This window comes from Caballeronia sp. LZ008 (genome assembly GCF_031451435.1).
Classification (GTDB): domain Bacteria; phylum Pseudomonadota; class Gammaproteobacteria; order Burkholderiales; family Burkholderiaceae; genus Caballeronia; species Caballeronia zhejiangensis.
Window position 1 is genome coordinate 736080 of sequence record NZ_JARUXK010000002.1, and the last position, 18105, is coordinate 754184.

At 65.9% G+C, this 18105-nt stretch carries 13 protein-coding genes; 8 read left to right on the forward strand and 5 right to left on the reverse strand.

Annotated elements, in window-relative coordinates; all coding sequences use genetic code 11:
• Position 1: 1 nt before the first annotated feature.
• Genes tssM through QCE49_RS17775 form a run of 5 tightly spaced genes read left to right on the forward strand, consistent with a single transcriptional unit; the run spans position 2 to position 8814 of the window.
• Complete coding sequence (gene tssM, locus QCE49_RS17755; RefSeq protein WP_250457048.1) at positions 2-3631, forward strand: type VI secretion system membrane subunit TssM; 3630 nt, start codon at positions 2-4, stop codon at positions 3629-3631.
• The gene (tagF, locus tag QCE49_RS17760; RefSeq protein WP_250457049.1) at positions 3628-4389 is read left to right on the forward strand and encodes a type VI secretion system-associated protein TagF; all 762 of its coding nucleotides are present in this window, start codon (positions 3628-3630) and stop codon (positions 4387-4389) included. The genes tssM and tagF overlap by 4 nt, the downstream gene beginning before the upstream one ends.
• Entirely contained in the window at positions 4386-6209 is a 1824-nt protein-coding gene (locus QCE49_RS17765; protein ID WP_250457050.1) for a serine/threonine-protein kinase, read from the forward strand. The genes tagF and QCE49_RS17765 overlap by 4 nt, the downstream gene beginning before the upstream one ends.
• 49 nt (positions 6210-6258) lie before the next feature.
• On the forward strand, positions 6259-8085 hold the full coding sequence (locus QCE49_RS17770) for a murein transglycosylase A (protein WP_309806240.1): 1827 nt from the start codon (positions 6259-6261) through the stop codon (positions 8083-8085).
• Between the two features lie 21 nt (positions 8086-8106).
• Positions 8107-8814 carry a response regulator transcription factor gene (locus tag QCE49_RS17775; protein WP_008346429.1) on the forward strand — a complete coding sequence of 236 codons (708 nt, stop codon included), beginning with the start codon at positions 8107-8109 and terminating at the stop codon, positions 8812-8814.
• Between the two features lie 14 nt (positions 8815-8828).
• On the opposite strand, the gene QCE49_RS17780 is transcribed toward QCE49_RS17775, so the two are convergent.
• Positions 8829-10604: a hybrid sensor histidine kinase/response regulator gene (locus QCE49_RS17780; protein ID WP_175980209.1), complete on the reverse strand. Its 1776-nt coding sequence runs from the start codon at positions 10602-10604 to the stop codon at positions 8829-8831.
• A gap of 153 nt (positions 10605-10757) precedes the next feature.
• Between QCE49_RS17780 and QCE49_RS17785 the strand changes: the two genes are divergently transcribed.
• Positions 10758-11510: a hypothetical protein gene (locus QCE49_RS17785; RefSeq protein ID WP_008346426.1), complete on the forward strand. Its 753-nt coding sequence runs from the start codon at positions 10758-10760 to the stop codon at positions 11508-11510.
• A 3-nt stretch (positions 11511-11513) separates the two neighbouring features.
• Here QCE49_RS17785 and QCE49_RS17790 read toward each other — a convergent pair whose 3' ends face one another.
• Positions 11514-12428, reverse strand: coding sequence for a LysR family transcriptional regulator (locus tag QCE49_RS17790; RefSeq protein ID WP_250458837.1), 915 nt, complete (start codon positions 12426-12428; stop codon positions 11514-11516).
• 195 nt (positions 12429-12623) lie between these two features.
• Here QCE49_RS17790 and QCE49_RS17795 point away from each other — a divergent pair, with 195 nt between their 5' ends.
• A complete protein-coding gene (locus QCE49_RS17795; RefSeq protein ID WP_008346423.1) occupies positions 12624-13820 on the forward strand; it encodes a DUF2235 domain-containing protein in 1197 nt (398 codons plus the stop codon).
• 285 nt (positions 13821-14105) lie between these two features.
• On the opposite strand, the gene QCE49_RS17800 is transcribed toward QCE49_RS17795, so the two are convergent.
• Both QCE49_RS17800 and QCE49_RS17805 read right to left on the reverse strand, forming a co-directional pair.
• On the reverse strand, positions 14106-15524 hold the full coding sequence (locus tag QCE49_RS17800) for an aspartate ammonia-lyase (RefSeq protein ID WP_250458835.1): 1419 nt from the start codon (positions 15522-15524) through the stop codon (positions 14106-14108).
• A 197-nt stretch (positions 15525-15721) separates the two neighbouring features.
• Positions 15722-16357 carry a TetR/AcrR family transcriptional regulator gene (locus QCE49_RS17805; protein ID WP_008346417.1) on the reverse strand — a complete coding sequence of 212 codons (636 nt, stop codon included), beginning with the start codon at positions 16355-16357 and terminating at the stop codon, positions 15722-15724.
• Positions 16358-16729: 372 nt separating this feature from the next.
• On the opposite strand from QCE49_RS17805, the gene QCE49_RS17810 reads away from it, so the two are divergent.
• On the forward strand, positions 16730-17347 hold the full coding sequence (locus QCE49_RS17810) for an NUDIX hydrolase (protein ID WP_250458833.1): 618 nt from the start codon (positions 16730-16732) through the stop codon (positions 17345-17347).
• Here the strand turns inward: QCE49_RS17810 and QCE49_RS17815 are convergent.
• Positions 17344-18060: a haloacid dehalogenase type II gene (locus QCE49_RS17815; RefSeq protein WP_008346414.1), complete on the reverse strand. Its 717-nt coding sequence runs from the start codon at positions 18058-18060 to the stop codon at positions 17344-17346. The two genes, QCE49_RS17810 and QCE49_RS17815, sit on opposite strands and share 4 nt — an antisense overlap.
• Between the last annotated feature and the right edge of the window lie 45 nt (positions 18061-18105).

Below are 18105 nucleotides of genomic sequence, written 5' to 3' on the forward strand. Positions count from 1 at the left end.
CATGAAAAAAATCCTCTCGATCCTGTTTCATCCGGTGCTGCTGCTGACCGTCGGGCTGCTGCTCGTTGCGGCTGCGATCTGGATCGCCGGGCCGCTCCTGTCGTTCGCGCACAGCTATCCGCTCGAATCGGCGATGTCGCGTTACATCGCGATCGGCTGCGTCGTGCTGCTCTTCGTGCTGCGGCGGCTCTGGGCCGCGTGGCGCGCGCGGCGCACGCAGGCGGCGCTGTCGGCGGGACTCGCCGCGCAGAGCGAAAGTCCGCGCCGCGAGGCTGCCGCACCGAGCGCCGGCGAAGCGGAAGTCGCGACGCTCGGCAAGCGTTTCGACGAAGCGCTCGCCGTGCTGCGCGAGGCGCGCATTACCGCGTCCGGCGGAAAACCCGGCTGGCGCGACTGGGTCACGCTGTCGGGCCGGCAATATCTGTATCAATTGCCGTGGTACATGTTCATCGGCGCGCCGGGCGCGGGCAAAACCACGGCGCTGGTGCATTCGGGGCTGCGCTTTCCGCTCGCCGAGCGCTTCGGCACCGACAAGATTCGCGGCGTCGGCGGCACGCGCAATTGCGACTGGTGGTTCACCGACGACGCCGTGCTCATCGACACGGCCGGGCGCTACACGACCCACGAAAGCGACCGCGACGCCGACCAGACCGCATGGCAAGGCTTCCTCGCGCTCCTGAAAAAGACGCGCCCGCGCCAGCCGATCAACGGCGTGCTGCTGACGCTCGCCGTCCCCGATCTGCTCGCCGCGACGCCCGCGAGCACCGACGAAACCGCATCGACCTTGCGCGCGCGCATGCGCGAACTGATGCAGGCGTTCGGCACGCGCTTTCCGGTCTACGTGCTCGTCACCAAGACGGATCTGCTCGCGGGCTTCACGGAGTTTTTCGCGGATATGTCGAAGGAAGAGCGCGCGCAGGTGTTCGGCTTCACGTTTGCCTACGAGCCGAAACGCACGCTCACGCAGGCCGCATTCGGCGAACGGATCGATGCCGAGCTGGACGCGCTCGAAGCCCGGCTGGTCGCGCGTCTGCCGGAGCGCCTGAACGCGGAAAGCGGACTCGCGCAACGCGCCGCGATCATGAGTTTTCCGCAGCAGTTCGCCGCGTTGAAGCCGCTCGTCGCCGATGCGCTGCGCGCGACCTTCGTCCAGTCGAAACACGACGATGCACCGCTTTTGCGCGGCGTCTATTTCACGAGCGGCACGCAGGAAGGCACGCCGATCGATCGCGTGCTCGGCTCGCTCGCGCGCGCGTTCGGCATCGAGCGGGGCGTGCAGCCGCCGCGTCCGTCGAGCGGGCGCAGCTTCTTTCTGGAGCGGCTTCTGACGCAGGTCGTGTTCGCCGAACAGGGACTCGCCGGATCGAATCTGCAATGGGCGCGCAAGCGGCATCTGTGGCGGCTCGGCGCGTATGCGGTCATCGCGGCCGTAACGGCTGGCGTGCTCGCGCTCTGGGGCACGAGCTATGTGCGCAATCGCAGCTATGTCGCGAACGTCGATCACACCGCGCGCGCGGCGAAGGAAGCCGTGGCGGGGACATCGGCGGCGGGCACGAATCTCGTCGCGCTGCTGCCGTTGCTGTCGGCGGTGCGCGGCCTCGCATCGACGCCTCAGGTCGATGCCGCGCATCCGCCGATCGCGATGCAATGGGGCCTCTGGCAAGGCGCGAAACTCGACGCCGCCGCGACGCTCGCGTACGAGCGCCTTCTGACCGATCTGTTCCTGCCGAAGCTCGCGGCGCGCATCGAGGAACAGGCGCGCGGCGCGACGCCCGCGAATCCCGGCTACGCGTACGAAGCGCTCAAGGCGTATCTGATGCTGAATCAGCCCGATCATCAGGATGCCGATGCGCTCAAGGCGTGGATTCTCACCGACTGGGACCGCTCGCTGCCGCGCGAGGTCGGCAACGAGGAGCGCGCGGCGCTCGCCGGGCATCTCGATGCGTTGCTGGCGCGCGGCGTCGTGCATCCGAATCTGCCGTTCGACGAGCGTCTCGTCGCGCATCTGCGCGCCATGCTGGCCGCCAACACGCTCGCGCAGCGCGTGTACGGGCGCGTGAAGCAGCAAGGCGTCGGCGCGGATTATCCGGAGTTCACGATCGCGCACGCGGGCGGGCCGAACGCGTCGCTCGTGTTCACGCGTTCGAGCGGCGCGCCGCTCACGCGCGGTGTGGCGGGGCTTTATTCGTTCGACGGCTATCACAAGGCGTTCCTGAAAGCCGTCGATGAAACCGCCGCCCAGCTCGCCGCCGAAGAGCCGTGGGTGCTCGGCATCCGCGATCAGGGCGGCCTGCCGCGCGGCGATCCGGCGGCGATGCAGCGCATCACCGAGGACGTGCGGCTGCTCTATCTTCAGGATTACGCGCGGATCTGGACCGAGTTCCTGAACGATGTCCGCATCGTGCGCGCCGACACGCTGTCGCAATCGACGCAGATCGCGCGCATTCTCTCCGCGCCCGATTCGCCGCTCGCCGCGCTCGCGAAGGCGGCGTCGCGCGAAACGACGCTCGGCGCGAAGCCCGAAAGCGAAACGACCGTCGTCGATCGCGCGGGCGACAAGCTCGGCGCGGCGCGCGAAAAGCTGCTGAAGGTGATTCGCGGGGCCGATCCGACGCAGATCGCGCCGGTCGCGCCGGGCGCTCAACTGGAAAGCATCGTCGATGACCGGTTCACCGGCCTGCGCGCGCTCGTGACGAGCCCGGGCGCGGGGCAGCCCGCGCCGATCGCGCAGACGCTCGCCGTCATCAACGATGTCTACACGTATCTCAGCGCCACCGACGAAGCCCTGCAGCAGAAGACCGCGCCGCCGCCATCGGACGCGCCGGCGAAGCTGCGCACGCAGGCCGCGCGCATGCCCGAGCCGATCCGCACCGCGCTGCTCGATCTCGGCAACCAGGGCGCGGCGCAGTCGCAGGAGGCGCGGCGCGTGAATCTGTCGGCGGACCTGAAGGAGTCGATCTCGGCCTTCTGCGTTCGCGCGGTCGGCGGGCGCTATCCGTTCAACCCGAATTCCGCGCGCGACGTGCTGCCTGAAGACTTCGGCACGCTGTTCGCGCCGGGCGGCAAGTTCGACGATTTCTTCCAGAAGAACCTCGCGCCCGACGTCGATGTTTCCGCGAAGCCGTGGGCGTTCAAGAAGTCGGATTCGTCGGCGTCGCAGATCAGTCCGGCCGGTCTGGCGCAGTTCGAGCGCGCCGCGACGATCCGCGGCGTGTTCTTCCGCGGCGGCGGCAAGTCGCCCGCGCTCGCGCTGCAGTTCAAGCCGCTCGACATGGACCCGTCGATCCTCTCCTTCACGCTCGACGTCGACGGGCAAGTGCTCACCTACGCGCACGGCCCGCAGATCGCGACCGCGATTCAGTGGCCCGGCACGCGCGGCTCGGGACGCGTGAGCCTGCAACTCACGCCGCCGCCGACGAGCGGCGCGAGCAATCTGGTGTTCGAGGGGCCGTGGGCGCTGTTTCGCATGTTCGACCGGCTCGACGTGCAGCCGACCGATCAGCCGGAGCGCTTCATCGTCACGTTCGATGTCGAAGGGCGCAAGACGCGCTTCGAAGTGACGGCGAACAGCGTGGAGAATCCGTTCCGGCTCGCCGATCTGCGCAAGTTCTCCTGTCCGGAGCGGCTATGAACGACGCGCCCGGCGGCACGCTCGCGGACGACGGCGCGGCGATCGCAGGCTGGTACGGCAAGCTGCCGTCGCTCGGCGATTTCGCGGCGCGGCGGCTGTCGGACGCGTTTGTCGCGCCGTGGGACGCATGGCTCGCCGAGCGCGTCGGCGAAACGCAGCTCGCGCTCGGCGACGCGTGGCTCTCGATCTATCTGACGTGCCCGGTGTGGCGCTTTTTCGCGATGCCCGGCGCCATCGCGCCGACGCTGGGCGCATGCTGGACGGGCGTGGTGATGGCGTCGGTGGACCGCGTCGGGCGGCATTTTCCGTTGACGATCGCGGCGTCGCTGCAGGCGGCGCCATCGACGGGCGGCGAAGTCGCCGCGCTCTGGCAATGGCTTTCGGCGATCGAGAATGTCGCGCTCGCCGCGCTCGATTTCGATCACAGCATCGAGCGGCTCGACGAACAGCTCGCCGCGCTGCCGGTGCCGCAGCCGGCGAACGCCGGCACGCGCGCCGCCATGCTCGACGAACCGTGGATCGCGCAATCGGCCGCGACGCTGCCCGATTCACTCGCGCGCACGCTCGCGCCGCTCTGGCAAGCCGAGATCCAACGGATGAGCCTGTGGACCGCCGCGCAGACGGCGCCCGCTTCCGACGAGCCCGACCAGCCCGACGATCGCGACGATCGCGCGCCGCGCCCGATCACGATCTGGCCGGCGTACGGCCTGCCCGACACGGCGCTTTTCATCACCCTGCTGCGGGACTGCGGATCATGAATGCGACGGGCAGGCTACCGGAAGAAGGCGGCGGCACGACCGGCAACGCCGGCAAGACCGAAACCAATCCGGGCGACGCGGGCGACGACAAGACGGTGATCGTCAGCGGCGCGCGCGTGCGTCGGTCCGACGTGGCGGCCGCGGGCGCGCCTTCATCGACGTCCGACGCGCCGCCCGCGCACAGCATCCTGCCGCCCGGCACGCGGCTCGGCGAGTTCGAGATCGTGCGGCTCATCGGCGAGGGCGGCTTCGGCATCGTCTATCTGGCCTTCGATACTTCGCTCGACCGCTACGTCGCGGTGAAGGAATACATGCCGGCGGCGCTCGCCTCGCGCGTCGGCGTGACGCAGGTTCAGGTCAAGTCCGGCCGCTACGAGCCGATGTTCCGCGCCGGTCTCAAGAGCTTCATCAACGACGAGGCGCGGCTGCTCGCGCGCTTCGATCATCAGTCGCTCGTGAAGGTGTACCGCTTCTGGGAGGCCAACGGCACCGCCTACATGGCGATGCCCTACTACAAGGGCGTGACGCTCAAGGAAACGCTCCGGGCGATGAAAAAGCCGCCCGACGAAGCCTGGCTGCGCGCGCTGCTCACGCCGCTCATCGACGCGCTCGCCGTGCTGCACGCGTCCGACTGTTTTCATCGCGATATCGCGCCGGACAACATCATCCTGCTGGAGGAAAGCCATCGGCCGGTCCTGCTCGATTTCGGCGCGGCGCGGCGCGTGATCGGCGACATGACGCAGGCGCTCACGGTGATTCTCAAGCCGGGCTACGCGCCGATCGAACAGTACGCCGAAGTGCCGTCGATGCGGCAAGGACCGTGGACCGATCACTACGCGCTCGCCGCGCTCGTCTATTTCGCGATCACCGGGCGAACGCCGCCGCCTTCGGTCGGGCGCGTGGTCAAGGACAGTTATCAGCCGCTCGCGAAACTGGCGGCGGGCCGTTACTCCGACCGATTCCTGAAGGCGATCGATCATGCGCTCGCGGTTGCGCCCGCGCATCGGCCGCAGACCGACCGGCAGTTCGCCGCCGAGCTCGGCATTTCGCTCGACGACGCGCCCGCGCCGCGCACGGCGAAAAGCGCGGCGCGCAGGCGTATCGGCTGGGCGGCCGGCGCCGCGTGTCTGCTCGGCGCGGCGGCGACGCTCGGATGGTTCGTGCCGCGCTTCACGTCGCATCATGCGCCTTCGGCCGAGCGCGTCGCTGCTTCGGCGGTCGTCGCGGCTTCGGCGCCTGCGCCGGAGGTCGTGCCCGAAGCGCCGCCGCCTCCGCCGCCCGCCGCGCTGCCGCCTTTCACGCCCGATGGCGAATTCGCGCGCATCGTTTCGCTCGCCGATCCGTCGTTCGATGTCAAGGTGGACGTGCCCGTCGCGCGCGCCGTCGTCGACCGCGACTTGTTGCGCTTCGCGATCACGAGCAATCGCGACGGCTATGTGTATGTGTTCGTCGTCGATCCGGCGAATCAATATCTGCAACTGTTTCCGAACGCGCTCGATAGCGACAATCGCATCGGCAGGAAGAAGCGTCTCGTGCTGCCGCGTCCGAGCTGGCCGATGCAGGCCGGCGAGCCCGTCGGCGCGAATCATTTCGTCGCGATCGTTTCCGCCGCGCCGCGCGAGTTCCCGGCGCTCGGTCTCGCGCACGACGCCGTCTTCGCCAGTCTCTCGCCCGAGGCGCAGAACGCGGCGGCTGCGCAGCGGACGCTCAGCGCATCGCCGTTCGCGGGCGTGCCGGCGTGCGGCGGCAACGCGCCGTCGTGTCCCGTCGCGTATGGCGCGGCGACCTTCAAAATCGATGTCGTCCGTTCGTCTAAATAGAGAAATTCGAATCGAAAGCGAAGCGCTTCGGCCGCGAGACGAGGGCACCATGGCATCACGAACGAGCGGCGTCGCCGCGCAGCCGGGCATCGCGCCGGGCGCTTCATCCGGAACGGCGCATCCGCTCGCCGCCTTCGCCGCCCTTGCGTTGACCGCGGCCACGCTCGCCGGATGCGCGGGCGCGCCGCCCTCGCCCGCCGTGCGCGTCGATGAGGCCGCGCCGCCCTCCGCGCCAGGCGACGACGCGCGCATGGTCAGCGCGACAGGCGCGGAGCCGGGCATCGCGAATCCGTCGCCGGCGAGTCCGTCGGCGTCGGTCGGCATGAACGCCACGCCTTTCGCGACGAAGAACGCACTCTATACGCCCGTCGCCTTCGCGAGCGTGCCCGGCTGGGCGACCGACAACGTCGCCGAATCCTGGGACGCGTTCCGGCGCAGTTGCGGCGTGCTGAGCGGCAAGCCGGCGTGGGCGGCGCCCTGCGCGGCCTCTCGCGGCGTGGATGCGCGCAACGCCGCCGCGGTGCGCCGCTTCTTCGAGGACAACTTCACGGTCTATCAGATCCTCAATGTCGACAGAAGCGCGCGCGGCGTCCTGACCGGCTATTACGAGCCGATCCTGAAGGGCAGCCGCGAGCGCCGCGCGCCGTATGTCTATCCGGTCTACGGCGTGCCGACCGACATGCTGTTCCTCGACGCCCGCCGCCTGCCGCCCGGCGCGCGCGGCACGCCGGTTCCGGCACGCATCGAAGGACGCAACGTCGTTCCGCTGTCGACCGTATCGATGAGCGGCAAGACGTACACGCTGCGCGTCGGCGACAGCGTGCCGGACATCCGCGACAAGAAGCTGCGGCTGCGCCGCGAAGGCGCGGATATCGTGCCCTACTACGCGCGCGCCGATATCGAGCGCGGCATGAGCCGCGCGCCCGTGCTCGCCTATGTGGAAGACCCCGCGATGCTCTACTCTATGCAATTACAGGGCGCGGGAAAGATCGTGCTGCCCGACGGCAAGAGCGTCATCCGTCTCGCCTATGCGGAACAGAACGGCTTCGCGTTCAATCCGCCCGTCGCGAGCGCGGGAAGCAAGGGTCGCAAGATTCTGGTGCGCGGCGTGGAGATCGATCTGGAAGAAGGCAGCGTGAGCACGCAGAACGCAAAAAACGATGTCGGCGGCGCGGCTTCCGACGATGTGCCTCAGTCCTCGCTCCTGCGCGGCGCTCAGGATGCGGACGCGGACGGGGCATCGCCCGCCGTGCATGGCGACGCCGACGGTCCGCCGCAATCGCCGCTTCTGCGCGGCTTCACGCTCGCGAAGAGCGCCGCCGTTCCCGCCGCGCGTCCGGCGCGGGTGAGCGCGCCGGACGCGCCATCGGACCGCGCCACGGACAAGACCGCGACGCCATCGCTCGCGAAGAGCGCGCCGATCGGCTATGCCTTCGCGGCATCGGACCCGAGCTACGTCTTTTTCCGCACGATCCCCGATTCGCCCGCCGGACCCATCGGCGCATTGGGCGTGCCGCTTTCCGCCGGGCGCTCGGCCGCGATCGATCCGCGCACGACGCCGCTCGGCGCGCCCGTCTTCGTCAACGCGAGCGAAGGCGGGCCGGCGGGCGCATCCATCACGCGCCTGCTCATGGCGCAGGACGCGGGCGGCGCGATTCGCGGGGCCGTGCGCGCCGATTATTTCTTCGGCACCGGACCGCAGGCCCAGCAGCAGGCGAGCCGCATGAAGCAGCCGACGCAAATGTGGGTGCTCTTGCCGAAGGGCTTGCGCATCTCCGCGAAGGAGACCGGCGTGCGCGTGCGCGGCGGGCTCGCGATGCCGAGCGCGGATTGCGTCGTCAGCGATCCCGACCTGTGCGTCGACGATACGCAATGACGGAACCTATCGGGGAAGCGCATGAGGTTTCTCGTCGCCGATGACCACGAACTGATCCGCCAGGCCGTCAAGGCGCTTTTGCGCGGCATCGATCCGGACGCGCAGTTCGACGAAGCCGACAACTGGGAGACGCTCGCCGCCGCCGCGCGTCCGGAAGCGAATCACGATCTCGCGATCGTCGATCTGCACATGTCGGGCATGGAAAGCGCGGCGTCGCTCTCGGCGCTGCTGAAGGCGAATCCGGCGCTGCCGCTCGTGGTGCTGTCGGCGGAAGAATCCGTCGACGAGATGCGCGCGGTGCTCGCCGCGGGCGCGCTCGGCTTCGTGCCCAAGCGCGAGCCCGCCAACGTGATGGTCAAGGCGATCGAGCTCGTGCTGTCCGGCGGCGCGTATGTGCCGATCGAGGCGCTGAGCCTGATCGATCCGTCGCCGTCGCGGCTCGCGCGCCAGAGCGCCGCCGAACGTCCGCGCCCGATGACGAACACGGCGGCGCCCGCGCTCGCGCCGCATCATCTGCATCTGATGGAAAACCTGTCGCCGCGTCAGCGCGAAATCATGCGGCTCGTGCATCGCGGCTGCACGAACAAGATGATCGCGCGCGAATTGCAGGTCGCCGAAGGCACGGTCAAGGTTCATCTCTCCGTGATTTTTCGTGCGCTCGGCGTGCACAACCGTTCTTCGGCGATCGCGCTCATCAACGGCTGGCTGCAAGGCGGGCGCACGCTCTGAGCGGCGCGCCGCGCTCAGGCCGCTTCGTCCTGTCCGCGCGGCTGAAGCAGCATGTCGAGCGTGCGGCGCAGGCGCGTCGGCGTAACGGGCTTGTGCAGGACCGGCAAACCGGCGGCGACGAGCGCCGCGAGGCCGGGCGACGCCATGTCGCCCGTAATCACCACGCTCGCCGGCTCGCCGTGGCCGCGCCGCCGCAACGCCTCGCGCACGGCCTGAAGCACTTCCGCGCCGGTCTCGTGGCGGTCGATCTGGTAATCGCACAGCAGCACGTCCGGCACGAAGCCCTCGGAAATGGCGCGCACCGCCGCCAGCTCGTCGCGACAGCCGCGCACGCTGCATCCCCAGCGCGTGAGCAAGGCGCTGAGCGCATCGAGATTCGCGGGATCGTCGTCGACGCACAGCACATGGCGTCCTTCGATGCATCCGATGACCGGCAGCGGCGCGCACAGACTCGACGTAACGAGATTCGCATCGCCGAAGCGCACGGGCACGCGGATCGTCGTGCCGCGTCCCGGCTCCGAGCGCAGCGTCGGCTCGCCGCCGAGCAGCCGCGTCAGACGGCGCACCGTCGCGAGACCGAGGCCGTGTCCCTCGCGCGCGCCGTGATGCGCGAGCGGCGCCTGATAGAAGTCCTCGAAGACGAGCGCGTGTTCGTCGGGCGCGATGCCGATGCCCGAATCGCGCACTTCGATATGACCTTGCTCCGGATCGCCGCCGTGACGCACGCCGATCCATATCGAGCCGCGCTCGGTGTAGCGCACGGCGTTCGACACGAGATTGCCGATCACGCGTTCGAGCAGCACCGGATCGGTGAAGGCGACGCTCGACGTCGGCGCGATGCGCAACGCCAGCCCCTTCGCGGCGGCGGCGGGCCGGAACTGCCGCTCGATGCGCGCGAGCAGCTCCGACATCAGGAAATGCTGCGGAATCACCTGCGTGACGCCGCTTTCGATGCGCGCGAGGTCGAGCACCTGATTGAAGAGCTGATTCAGCGCGTCGACGTTGGCGATGATGTGCTGCGCGGAGTCATCGCGCTCCTGCGCGCTCGCGCGGCCGTCGGTGAGTGCCTGCGCGAGCAGGCCGATCGCGTGAAGCGGCTGGCGCAGATCGTGACTGGCGGCCGCGAAAAAACGCGTCTTCGCAAGGCTCGCTTCCTCGATCACGCTTTTCTGCAGCGCGATGGTTTGCGCGAGCCGCTCCTGCTCGACGCGCGCCTTCACGATGCCGCGAAAAAGACGCCGATACTGCGAGCCGAAAAGATGGATCGCGACGACGAACACGGCAAGCACGACGCCCAATCCGAAACGGCCATCGGCGGGCTGCATCAGGCTCGCAATCGTGACGGGCAGAAGCAGCGTCAGCACCGCGCCCGACAGGTTGCGCACGCTCAATCCGTTCGAACCGTAGGCAAGCGCGGCCAGCGTGACGAGCAGAACGGCCTGCGCGGCGACCGATCCGGCGGATTCGTTCTGGAACGCGAAACAGATCGCGATGCCCGGCGCCGCGTGAAGCAGCACGTTTCGCAGCGCATGCAGGCCGATCCATCGACGCGCGCCGAAACGAAGCGGATCGTGACGCCGCCAGGCCCAAAGACCGATCGCGAGACCATTCGCGCCCGCATGGAAGAGCACGCAGCCGAAGACGAGCCATCCGGCGTGCGGGCGTGACAGCAATGCCGGATAGAAGAGCGCGATCGCGCAGCAATGCGCGACGAAGGATGCGGGGTCCGCCGCGTAGAGCGCACTGGCGACGTCCTCGTCGGTCTCGCCGTGCTCACGATCGCCTTGCATCTGTCATCCCCTTGCTGCGTTGATCCGCCCGGTTTACCCGAAAGTTCTAGTCGACGGATATGACTAACTTCATATTGGTCGTTTAATAGGAGAAAACCATACTCATCACGTTGCCACCGATTTGAGGGGATTGACAACGTGGAGACCTTGACAATGAATCCCGTCCAGGAGACGGGTGCGCCCTCGATGCTCACCGACCTTTGGCGCCGGCGCACGCATCTGTCGCAGGACGAAATGGTTTCGATCTACAACCTCGTGAAAGGCGCGTTGCGCGGCTATCATCCGCCCGAGCTGCAATCGCTCAAGGAGGACAAGGAAGAACTCGTCGCGCAGTTCATCTACGCGAAAGTGCTGCGGCTCGAACCGGGCCACGGCGAATCGCACGCGAGCGAGCACAGCGCGCCGTCGAGCGGCTACGCCGTATGCACGTATTTCAGGCGCTTTCTGATCGATTGTCTGCGCAGCGCGAGCAATCAGCGCGATGTGTCGATGGAACTCGACGGCGTCGCCGCGCAGATAGACGAGCACGCGCACGCGCCCGACGATCCTGTCGCCTCGGTGCTGATGCAGTACGGCCTCGACGAAGCGCGCGTGCGGCGTCTCGCGCGCGCGTTCATCGACGGCCTGGACCGGTACGAGCAACTGGTTCTCGCGGGCACGCTCGGATGGTGCTCGGAGGACAAAGGCGGCCTGTTCGCGCTCGCGACGCGGCATCACATCCCTTCGTACCACTATCGGGCCGTGAGGCTCGGCGTGACGCTCAAGAAGTCGGCGCAAAGCGCGGATTTCGCCGCGACGAAGATCGGCAGATGGATCGGCGGCACGCTCGGCATCGCGATCAGCGCCGACAATCAGGCCGCGATTCTGCTCGTGCTCAATCTGCTCGCGGTCGAGTCGGCGGGCTGAGTGTCAGCGATTGCCGGTCAGCGCGAACTCCGTGGTCTTCACGGCTTGCGCGAGATAGTCGACGAACGAAGCGATGCGCGCGGAGATCGCCGTGTTGCGATAGTAGACGGCGCTGATCGGCTGCCGCACTTCCTCCGTATGACGCGCGAGAATCTGCACGAGCCGCCCTTCGCGCCGGTCGCGCAGCGTCATGAAGTCCGACAGGCACACGATGCCCGCACTCTCCAGCGCGAGATGCCGCAGCGTCTCGCCGCTCGACGAAGCGATGCTCGGCTTGATGCGATACGGCTCGTCATCGCGCCCCGCGAGCGGCCAGACGTTTAGCGATTCCGGCTGCGTGAAGCCGAGCAGCGCGTGATTGGCGAGCTCGTCGACGCGCTTCGGATGCCCGTGCGTTTCCAGATAATGCGGCGTCGCCAGCACGCGAATGCGGCTGCTGCCGATCGGACGGCTATGCAGCGTCGAATCCTTCAGCTTGCCGATGCGGATCGCGACATCGGTGCGGCGTTCCAGCAGATCGATCACGCCTTCGTTGCTGTTCAGCTCCAGCTCCACATGCGGATAGCGCTCGCGATAACCCGCGACGAGCGGCACGATCACATGCAGCATGAAGGGCGTCGCGGCATCGACGCGCAAGAGGCCCGACGGCCGTTCGCGGCGCGCGGCGACCTGCTCTTCGGCGCTCTCCACCGCGTCGATGATCTCGCGCGCATGCTGCAGGAAGCTCCTGCCCTCTTCCGTCAGTTCGAGGCGGCGCGTGGTCCTGCGCAGGAGCGTCGTCTGCAGTTTCTCTTCGAGGCGGCCGAGCGTGCGGCTCGCGCCCGAAACCGTCTGATCCAGTTGCTCCGCAGCCGCCGTGATGGAGCCTGTATCGACGACCGTCGCGAAGGTCTGAAGCTCGTCGAGCGTGACTTTCATAATTGAGTTTTTTTCAAGGATGGCTCCTTTATAAACCCGTCCTTTTGCAAAAGTAAAGCCGCCATTCGATCTCGGTTAGGCTCTTTCGGCCAAAGCGTCGTTCGCAGAAGACGTGCGGCTTGCCGATCGATCGCCGAGACACTAAGACATACTGAGCGAGTGCTTGCGGCGTCACGATGGAAAGGAAGGTGCATCATGAGCAAGAACATCATTTTCTGCGCGGATGGAACCTGGAACGGTCCCGACACCGATCACGACAACGACGGCACGCCGGATCCCACGAACGTATTCAAGGCGTTCATGCTGCTGTCCGGCGAACCGGACCCCGCGTCCACGCTGCTCGCCTCCGAACAGGAAATCGCCGAACCGGGGCCGGACGGACAGGTCGCGAAATATCTGCATGGCGTCGGCGATTCGCGCAACGTCATCGCGAAACTCGTGGGCGGCGCATTCGGCGATGGCATCATCGCGCGCATCGTGCGCGGCTATACGTTCATATCGCGTCACTACCGGCCGGGCGACCGCATCATCCTGATGGGCTTCAGCCGCGGCGCGTACACGGCGCGCGCGCTCGGCGGAATGATCGCGAGCGTCGGCGTGCTCGACACGAGCCGTTACGACGTGAACGACAAGGCGCTCGCGTATCGCATGGGCATACTCGCGTGGCGCAAGTATCGCGAGGCGAGACCGCCGGCGCGCAACGCGGGCGGACTGCGGGGGCTGCTCGAAAAGATCGTCAATTTCGATCCGAAGCTCGCGTTAGCGAGACTGCAGCCGGATGACACGCTGCCCGTCGATGAAATTCGCGCCATCGGCGTCTGGGATACGGTCGGCGCGCTCGGCATTCCGATTTATCTCGACAGCAAGGATTCGACGGTCGATCTGTTCCGCTTCGCCGATACCGCGCTCAGCCCGAAGGTCAAGTTCGGCATTCACGCGATCAGTCTCGACGAGCAGCGCGGCGATTTCACGCCGACGCTGTGGGATTCACGCGAGGGCATCACGCAGGTGCTGTTCGCGGGCGCTCACGCGGATGTCGGCGGCGGTTATCCGAATGCCGAATCGGGGCTTTCGGATATCGCCTGCGAATGGATGCTGAAGCGCCTCGCCGATCCGGCCATCGGCATGCGTCTGAAGACGCCGCCCTGGTCCCTGCAGCCGGATTTTCTCGGCAAGTCGCATTCGCCGTGGACGGAGCCGCCCTTCTCGCTGCGTCCATTCGGGCCGCGCGGCCCGTTCGCGTTTCCGCAGGACATTGGCGCGCATGTGTCGGTCGCGCAGCGTTTGGGCCTCGTGATGGTGGCGGGCAAGCCGGTGCCGGTTCCCAACACGTACTCGCCCGCCGTGCTCGGCACGCTCTTCCCGGCGCACACCAACTGGATCACGACCTGAAAACGTTGCGGGCCCGGGACTTTCGTTCCCGGGCCCGCTTCCTACGCCACTTCGCTAGTGCCACTTCGCGCTCTTATGGCGATTTCGGCCAATGACGTCCCACAGCTTGCGCGCCTCTTTCTGCACCGATTTCGCGTGTTCCTCGTGGTGAGGCTCCGCGTCCCCGGGAGCAGCCGTCGCGCCGCGTTTCGGGCGCTTGAACATATCGGCGAATCTCATCGCAACCTCCTTTCGCGGCAGGCACACCGCAAAAACAGTCTACTCCGGCTGGCGCGAAACGGCTTCTCAAGCCGCCGACGCGATGCCGCGCGGCTGCGTCAGCATCGCGGGCTGAAGGATTTCGTCGAGTTGCAACGGGCTCAACAGCCCTTTTTCGATGACGATCTGCGCCACGCTCTTGCCGGACACGAGCGCTTCCTTCGCGACTTCCGTCGAATGCGTGTAGCCGATATACGGATTGAGCGCCGTCACGATGCCGATCGAGCTTTCGAGGATCGCGCGCAAGCGGTCGCGATTCGCGCTGATGCCGTCGACGCATTTCGACGCGAGCGTGAGGCATCCCGCGCGCAAATGCGCGATGCTCTTGAAGAGACTGTGCGCGATGATCGGCTCGAACGCATTGAGCTGAAGCTGGCCCGCCTCGGCGGCGAAGCTCACGGTCACATCGTTGCCGATGACTTCGAACGCGATCTGATTGACAACTTCCGGAATCACCGGATTCACCTTGCCCGGCATGATGCTCGATCCGGCCTGCACCGGCGGCAGGTTGATTTCGCCGAGTCCCGCGCGCGGTCCGCTCGACAGCAGACGAAGATCGTTGCAGGTCTTCGAGAGCTTGACCGCGACGCGCTTCAGCACACCGGAAAGCTGCACGAATGCGCCGACGTCCTGCGTCGCTTCGACGAGATTCGGCGATGTCGTCAGCGCGATGCCGGTCACGTCGCTCAAATGCCTGCACGCGAGCTGCGCGTAGCGCGGATGCGTGTTGATGCCCGTGCCGATCGCGGTGGCGCCGAGATTGATTTCGCAGATCAGTTTCGCCGCTTCCTTCAAGCGCGCTTCGTCCTCGCCGAGCATCACGGCGAAGGTGCTGAACTCCTGGCCGAGCGTCATCGGCACCGCGTCCTGAAGCTGCGTGCGGCCCATTTTCAGATCGTCGCGGAACTCGAGCGCCTTGCGTTCGAACGATGCGCGCAGCACGCCCATCGCTTCGATCAGTTGCATGATGCCCGCGTACGTGGCGATCTTCAGTGCGGTCGGATAGACGTCGTTGGTGCTCTGGCCGAGGTTCACGTCCTCGTTCGGGTGCAACACGCCGTATTCGCCGCGTCGATGCCCGAGATGTTCGAGCGCGAGATTGGCGATGACTTCGTTCGCGTTCATGTTCGTCGACGTGCCCGCGCCGCCCTGAATCACATCGACGACGAAATGCTCGCGCGCCGTGCCCGAGCGCACTTGCCTGCATGCGTGCACGATGGCCTGCATTTTCACTTCGCTCAGCACGCCGAGTTCGTGGTTGGCGAGCGCGGCCGCCTCCTTCACGCTCGCCAGTGCATCGACGAGATTAGGGTAAGCGGAAATGGCGATGCCGGTGATCGGAAAGTTCTGCAGCGCGCGCAGCGTGTGCACGCCGTAGTACGCGTTGGCGGGCACGGCGAGATCGCCGAGCAGATCGTGTTCGATAGGTTCGATGGGCGCGAGCATGAATTTCCGTCCTGACTTGGGATGACGCACGAACGATCGGTCATAACCGGCGCGCGCGCTCGGGAATGGCAGGCGCATCGAAGTCGATGCGCCGCTTTCTTGTGTCAGGTTGGAATCTTAGGGAAGGCAGAAAAAACGTGAATGCTACTGTCGCATACGGCTATGCAACTTTTGCATGACGTCCAGACCCGCGTTGGTCAGTTGGTTGGACGCAGGTAGGTGAGCAACATGTCGAGATGCATCTCCGCGATCGCGTGCTGACGTTCGGGCTCGGCGTAATTGCGGCCGGTGAACATGTCGATGGTGAAGCGGTTCGACACGATGTAATAGCCCATGCCGACGAGCGTCACGTAAAAATCGAGCGGATCGACGCCCTGACGAAAGTGTCCGGCGGCGGCGCCACGTTCGAGCGTCGCGCGCAGCAGATCGACCACTGGCGAAATGGTCTCGCGCAAATGGCTCGAACGCTCCAGATAACGGCCTTCGTGCAGATTCTCGTTGTTGATGAGACTCAGCCACTGAGGGTTTTCCCGCAGATGCGTCCAGATCGAATGAGCCAGTTCGCGGACCGCTTCCGCTGGTTGCAGGCCGGACAGATTGAGGCCTTGCTCGCGTTGCGAAAACTGCATGTACATCGCTTCGAGCACGGCGACGTAGAGCCCTTCCTTGCTCGCGAAGTAGTAGTAGAGCATGCGCTCGTTCGTGCCCGCGGCCGTGGCGATGGCGTCGACTCTCGCGCCCGCGAGGCCGAACTTCGTGAATTGCTCCGTGGCGGCCTCCAGAATGCGCCGCCGCGTCCCCTCGGGGTCTCGTTTTGTTCGTTGTTCGCTCATATCTTTGCGGCTACGGATCGAATTACGATTGTCATTTTGATAGATGACATTATGCCGACCGTAATGGGCCAGAGCATAGATCCGAGTATAAGTAATCTTGCCGCCTTGACGACGAAAAAATGAAACGCTAGCGATATCGTCGAATCGATGAGAAACCATAGGAAACCGTCAGTCCAGCTTGACTCTCGCCGCGGCAGGCGGCCGCCTCCCTGCGCCGTAATGCAGAAAACGGTCCGGCGCAAGATGCTTGCGGTAAAGCGTCGCATGCATCGATTTTGCGACGAGGCGCAAGCAGAACTCATCGCTCTTGCGAACATTCGAGCACTGGGTGCTCACGACCGCACAGTCATACATGGAAACGCAGGAATGAACATGTCCTCGAATCGACGACTCGAACAAGCGCGACGCCTGTTGGCCCTCGCACAAACGGGACTGCACTATACGAACGGCGCATTCGACAAGGAACGCTACGAAGAAATAGCGACGATCGCGCATGAACAGCTTGCCGAGATCGCATCGGTGAAAGCGGGCGAAGTGGCGGAGCTTTTCGCATTCGAGTCGGGTTATGCGAACCCGAAGCTCGACGTCAGATGCGCCGTGTTCAAGGAGTCCGGGCACATCCTGCTCGTGCGCGAAGCAGCCGATGGATTGTGGTCGCTTCCCGGCGGCTGGGCGGATGTCGGCCTGTCGCCTGCGGAGAATGCCGCGAAGGAAGTGCGTGAGGAAAGCGGCTATACGGTCGACATCGTGCGGCTGCTGGCCGCGTGGGATACGGCGAAGCACCCGCATCCGCCGTCGGTCTTTCACATCTGGAAGCTCGTCTTTCTCGGCGAGATCGTGGGAACCGGCAATGTGATCGGCGTGGAAACCGATGCCGTCGAGTTCTTCAGTCTCGACGACCTTCCGCCGCTGTCGCTGGGCCGCATCATGCCCGCGCAGATCCGGCGTCTGGACGCGCTGCGACGCGGCGGCGAAGTCGACTTCGACTAAAGCGAATTCTGATGGGCTTCGACCAGATCGGCCATGCTGTTGAAGCGGAAGTCGATCTTCGGCTGAACGCCCGGGTCCATCGTCGCGCCGAAGCCGGGCTGCGAATGACGGCGATAAATCCAGCACGATGCAAGGCCAAAACCATTCGCAGGCTTGTGATCGTGGAAAAGGCTTTCGGCCGTATGCAGGATCTTTTCCTTGCGGATTCCGCGCTCGCCCAGCTTTTCCAGCATGTATTCGAAATTGCGCGGCGAAGGCTTATAAGATCCGATATCTTCCGCCGTAATGATTGCGTCGAACTCCACCTGTAGCCTTGCATTGCTATGGGCAAAGCTCTCATTGTCGACATTCGACAGAATCACGAGCTTGTAATGCTGCTTCAGATATCGAAGGGCATCGGCGGAATCGGGGAATGCGGGCCAGTCGCGAATCGAGCGGCCATAGACCATGCAATCTTCCTGAGTGAAAGAAACGCCCCACTCTTCCGCGAGCCGCTTGTACACGATAGCCAGTAACTCCTGATAGCGCTTGCCCGGCGTGTACTTCTGTTGCGACGACTCGTGACGCGCATGGGCCTCGAGCACCTGATCGCGAGTCAGCGCGGGCTGAACGCGATCCAGCAGCGGACGCAGCGCTTCGAAGATACCGGTTTCCCAGTCGATCAGCGTGCCGTAGCAGTCGAAGGTCAGCGTATCGAAGTCAGTCAGTTTCACAGTCGCTCCTGTCGGTCGATGAAGATGATTGGATCACGAAGTTTG

Bases quoted from the DNA above. Each gene is read 5' to 3' on its own strand.
- tssM (WP_250457048.1), top strand. From the start codon at position 2: ATGAAAAAAATCCTCTCGATCCTGTTTCATCCGGTGCTGCTGCTGACC.
- tagF (WP_250457049.1), top strand. From the start codon at position 3,628: ATGAACGACGCGCCCGGCGGCACGCTCGCGGACGACGGCGCGGCGATC.
- QCE49_RS17765 (WP_250457050.1), top strand. From the start codon at position 4,386: ATGAATGCGACGGGCAGGCTACCGGAAGAAGGCGGCGGCACGACCGGC.
- QCE49_RS17770 (WP_309806240.1), top strand. From the start codon at position 6,259: ATGGCATCACGAACGAGCGGCGTCGCCGCGCAGCCGGGCATCGCGCCG.
- QCE49_RS17775 (WP_008346429.1), top strand. From the start codon at position 8,107: ATGAGGTTTCTCGTCGCCGATGACCACGAACTGATCCGCCAGGCCGTC.
- QCE49_RS17780 (WP_175980209.1), bottom strand. From the start codon at position 10,604: ATGCAAGGCGATCGTGAGCACGGCGAGACCGACGAGGACGTCGCCAGT.
- QCE49_RS17785 (WP_008346426.1), top strand. From the start codon at position 10,758: ATGAATCCCGTCCAGGAGACGGGTGCGCCCTCGATGCTCACCGACCTT.
- QCE49_RS17790 (WP_250458837.1), bottom strand. From the start codon at position 12,428: ATGAAAGTCACGCTCGACGAGCTTCAGACCTTCGCGACGGTCGTCGAT.
- QCE49_RS17795 (WP_008346423.1), top strand. From the start codon at position 12,624: ATGAGCAAGAACATCATTTTCTGCGCGGATGGAACCTGGAACGGTCCC.
- QCE49_RS17800 (WP_250458835.1), bottom strand. From the start codon at position 15,524: ATGCTCGCGCCCATCGAACCTATCGAACACGATCTGCTCGGCGATCTC.
- QCE49_RS17805 (WP_008346417.1), bottom strand. From the start codon at position 16,357: ATGAGCGAACAACGAACAAAACGAGACCCCGAGGGGACGCGGCGGCGC.
- QCE49_RS17810 (WP_250458833.1), top strand. From the start codon at position 16,730: ATGTCCTCGAATCGACGACTCGAACAAGCGCGACGCCTGTTGGCCCTC.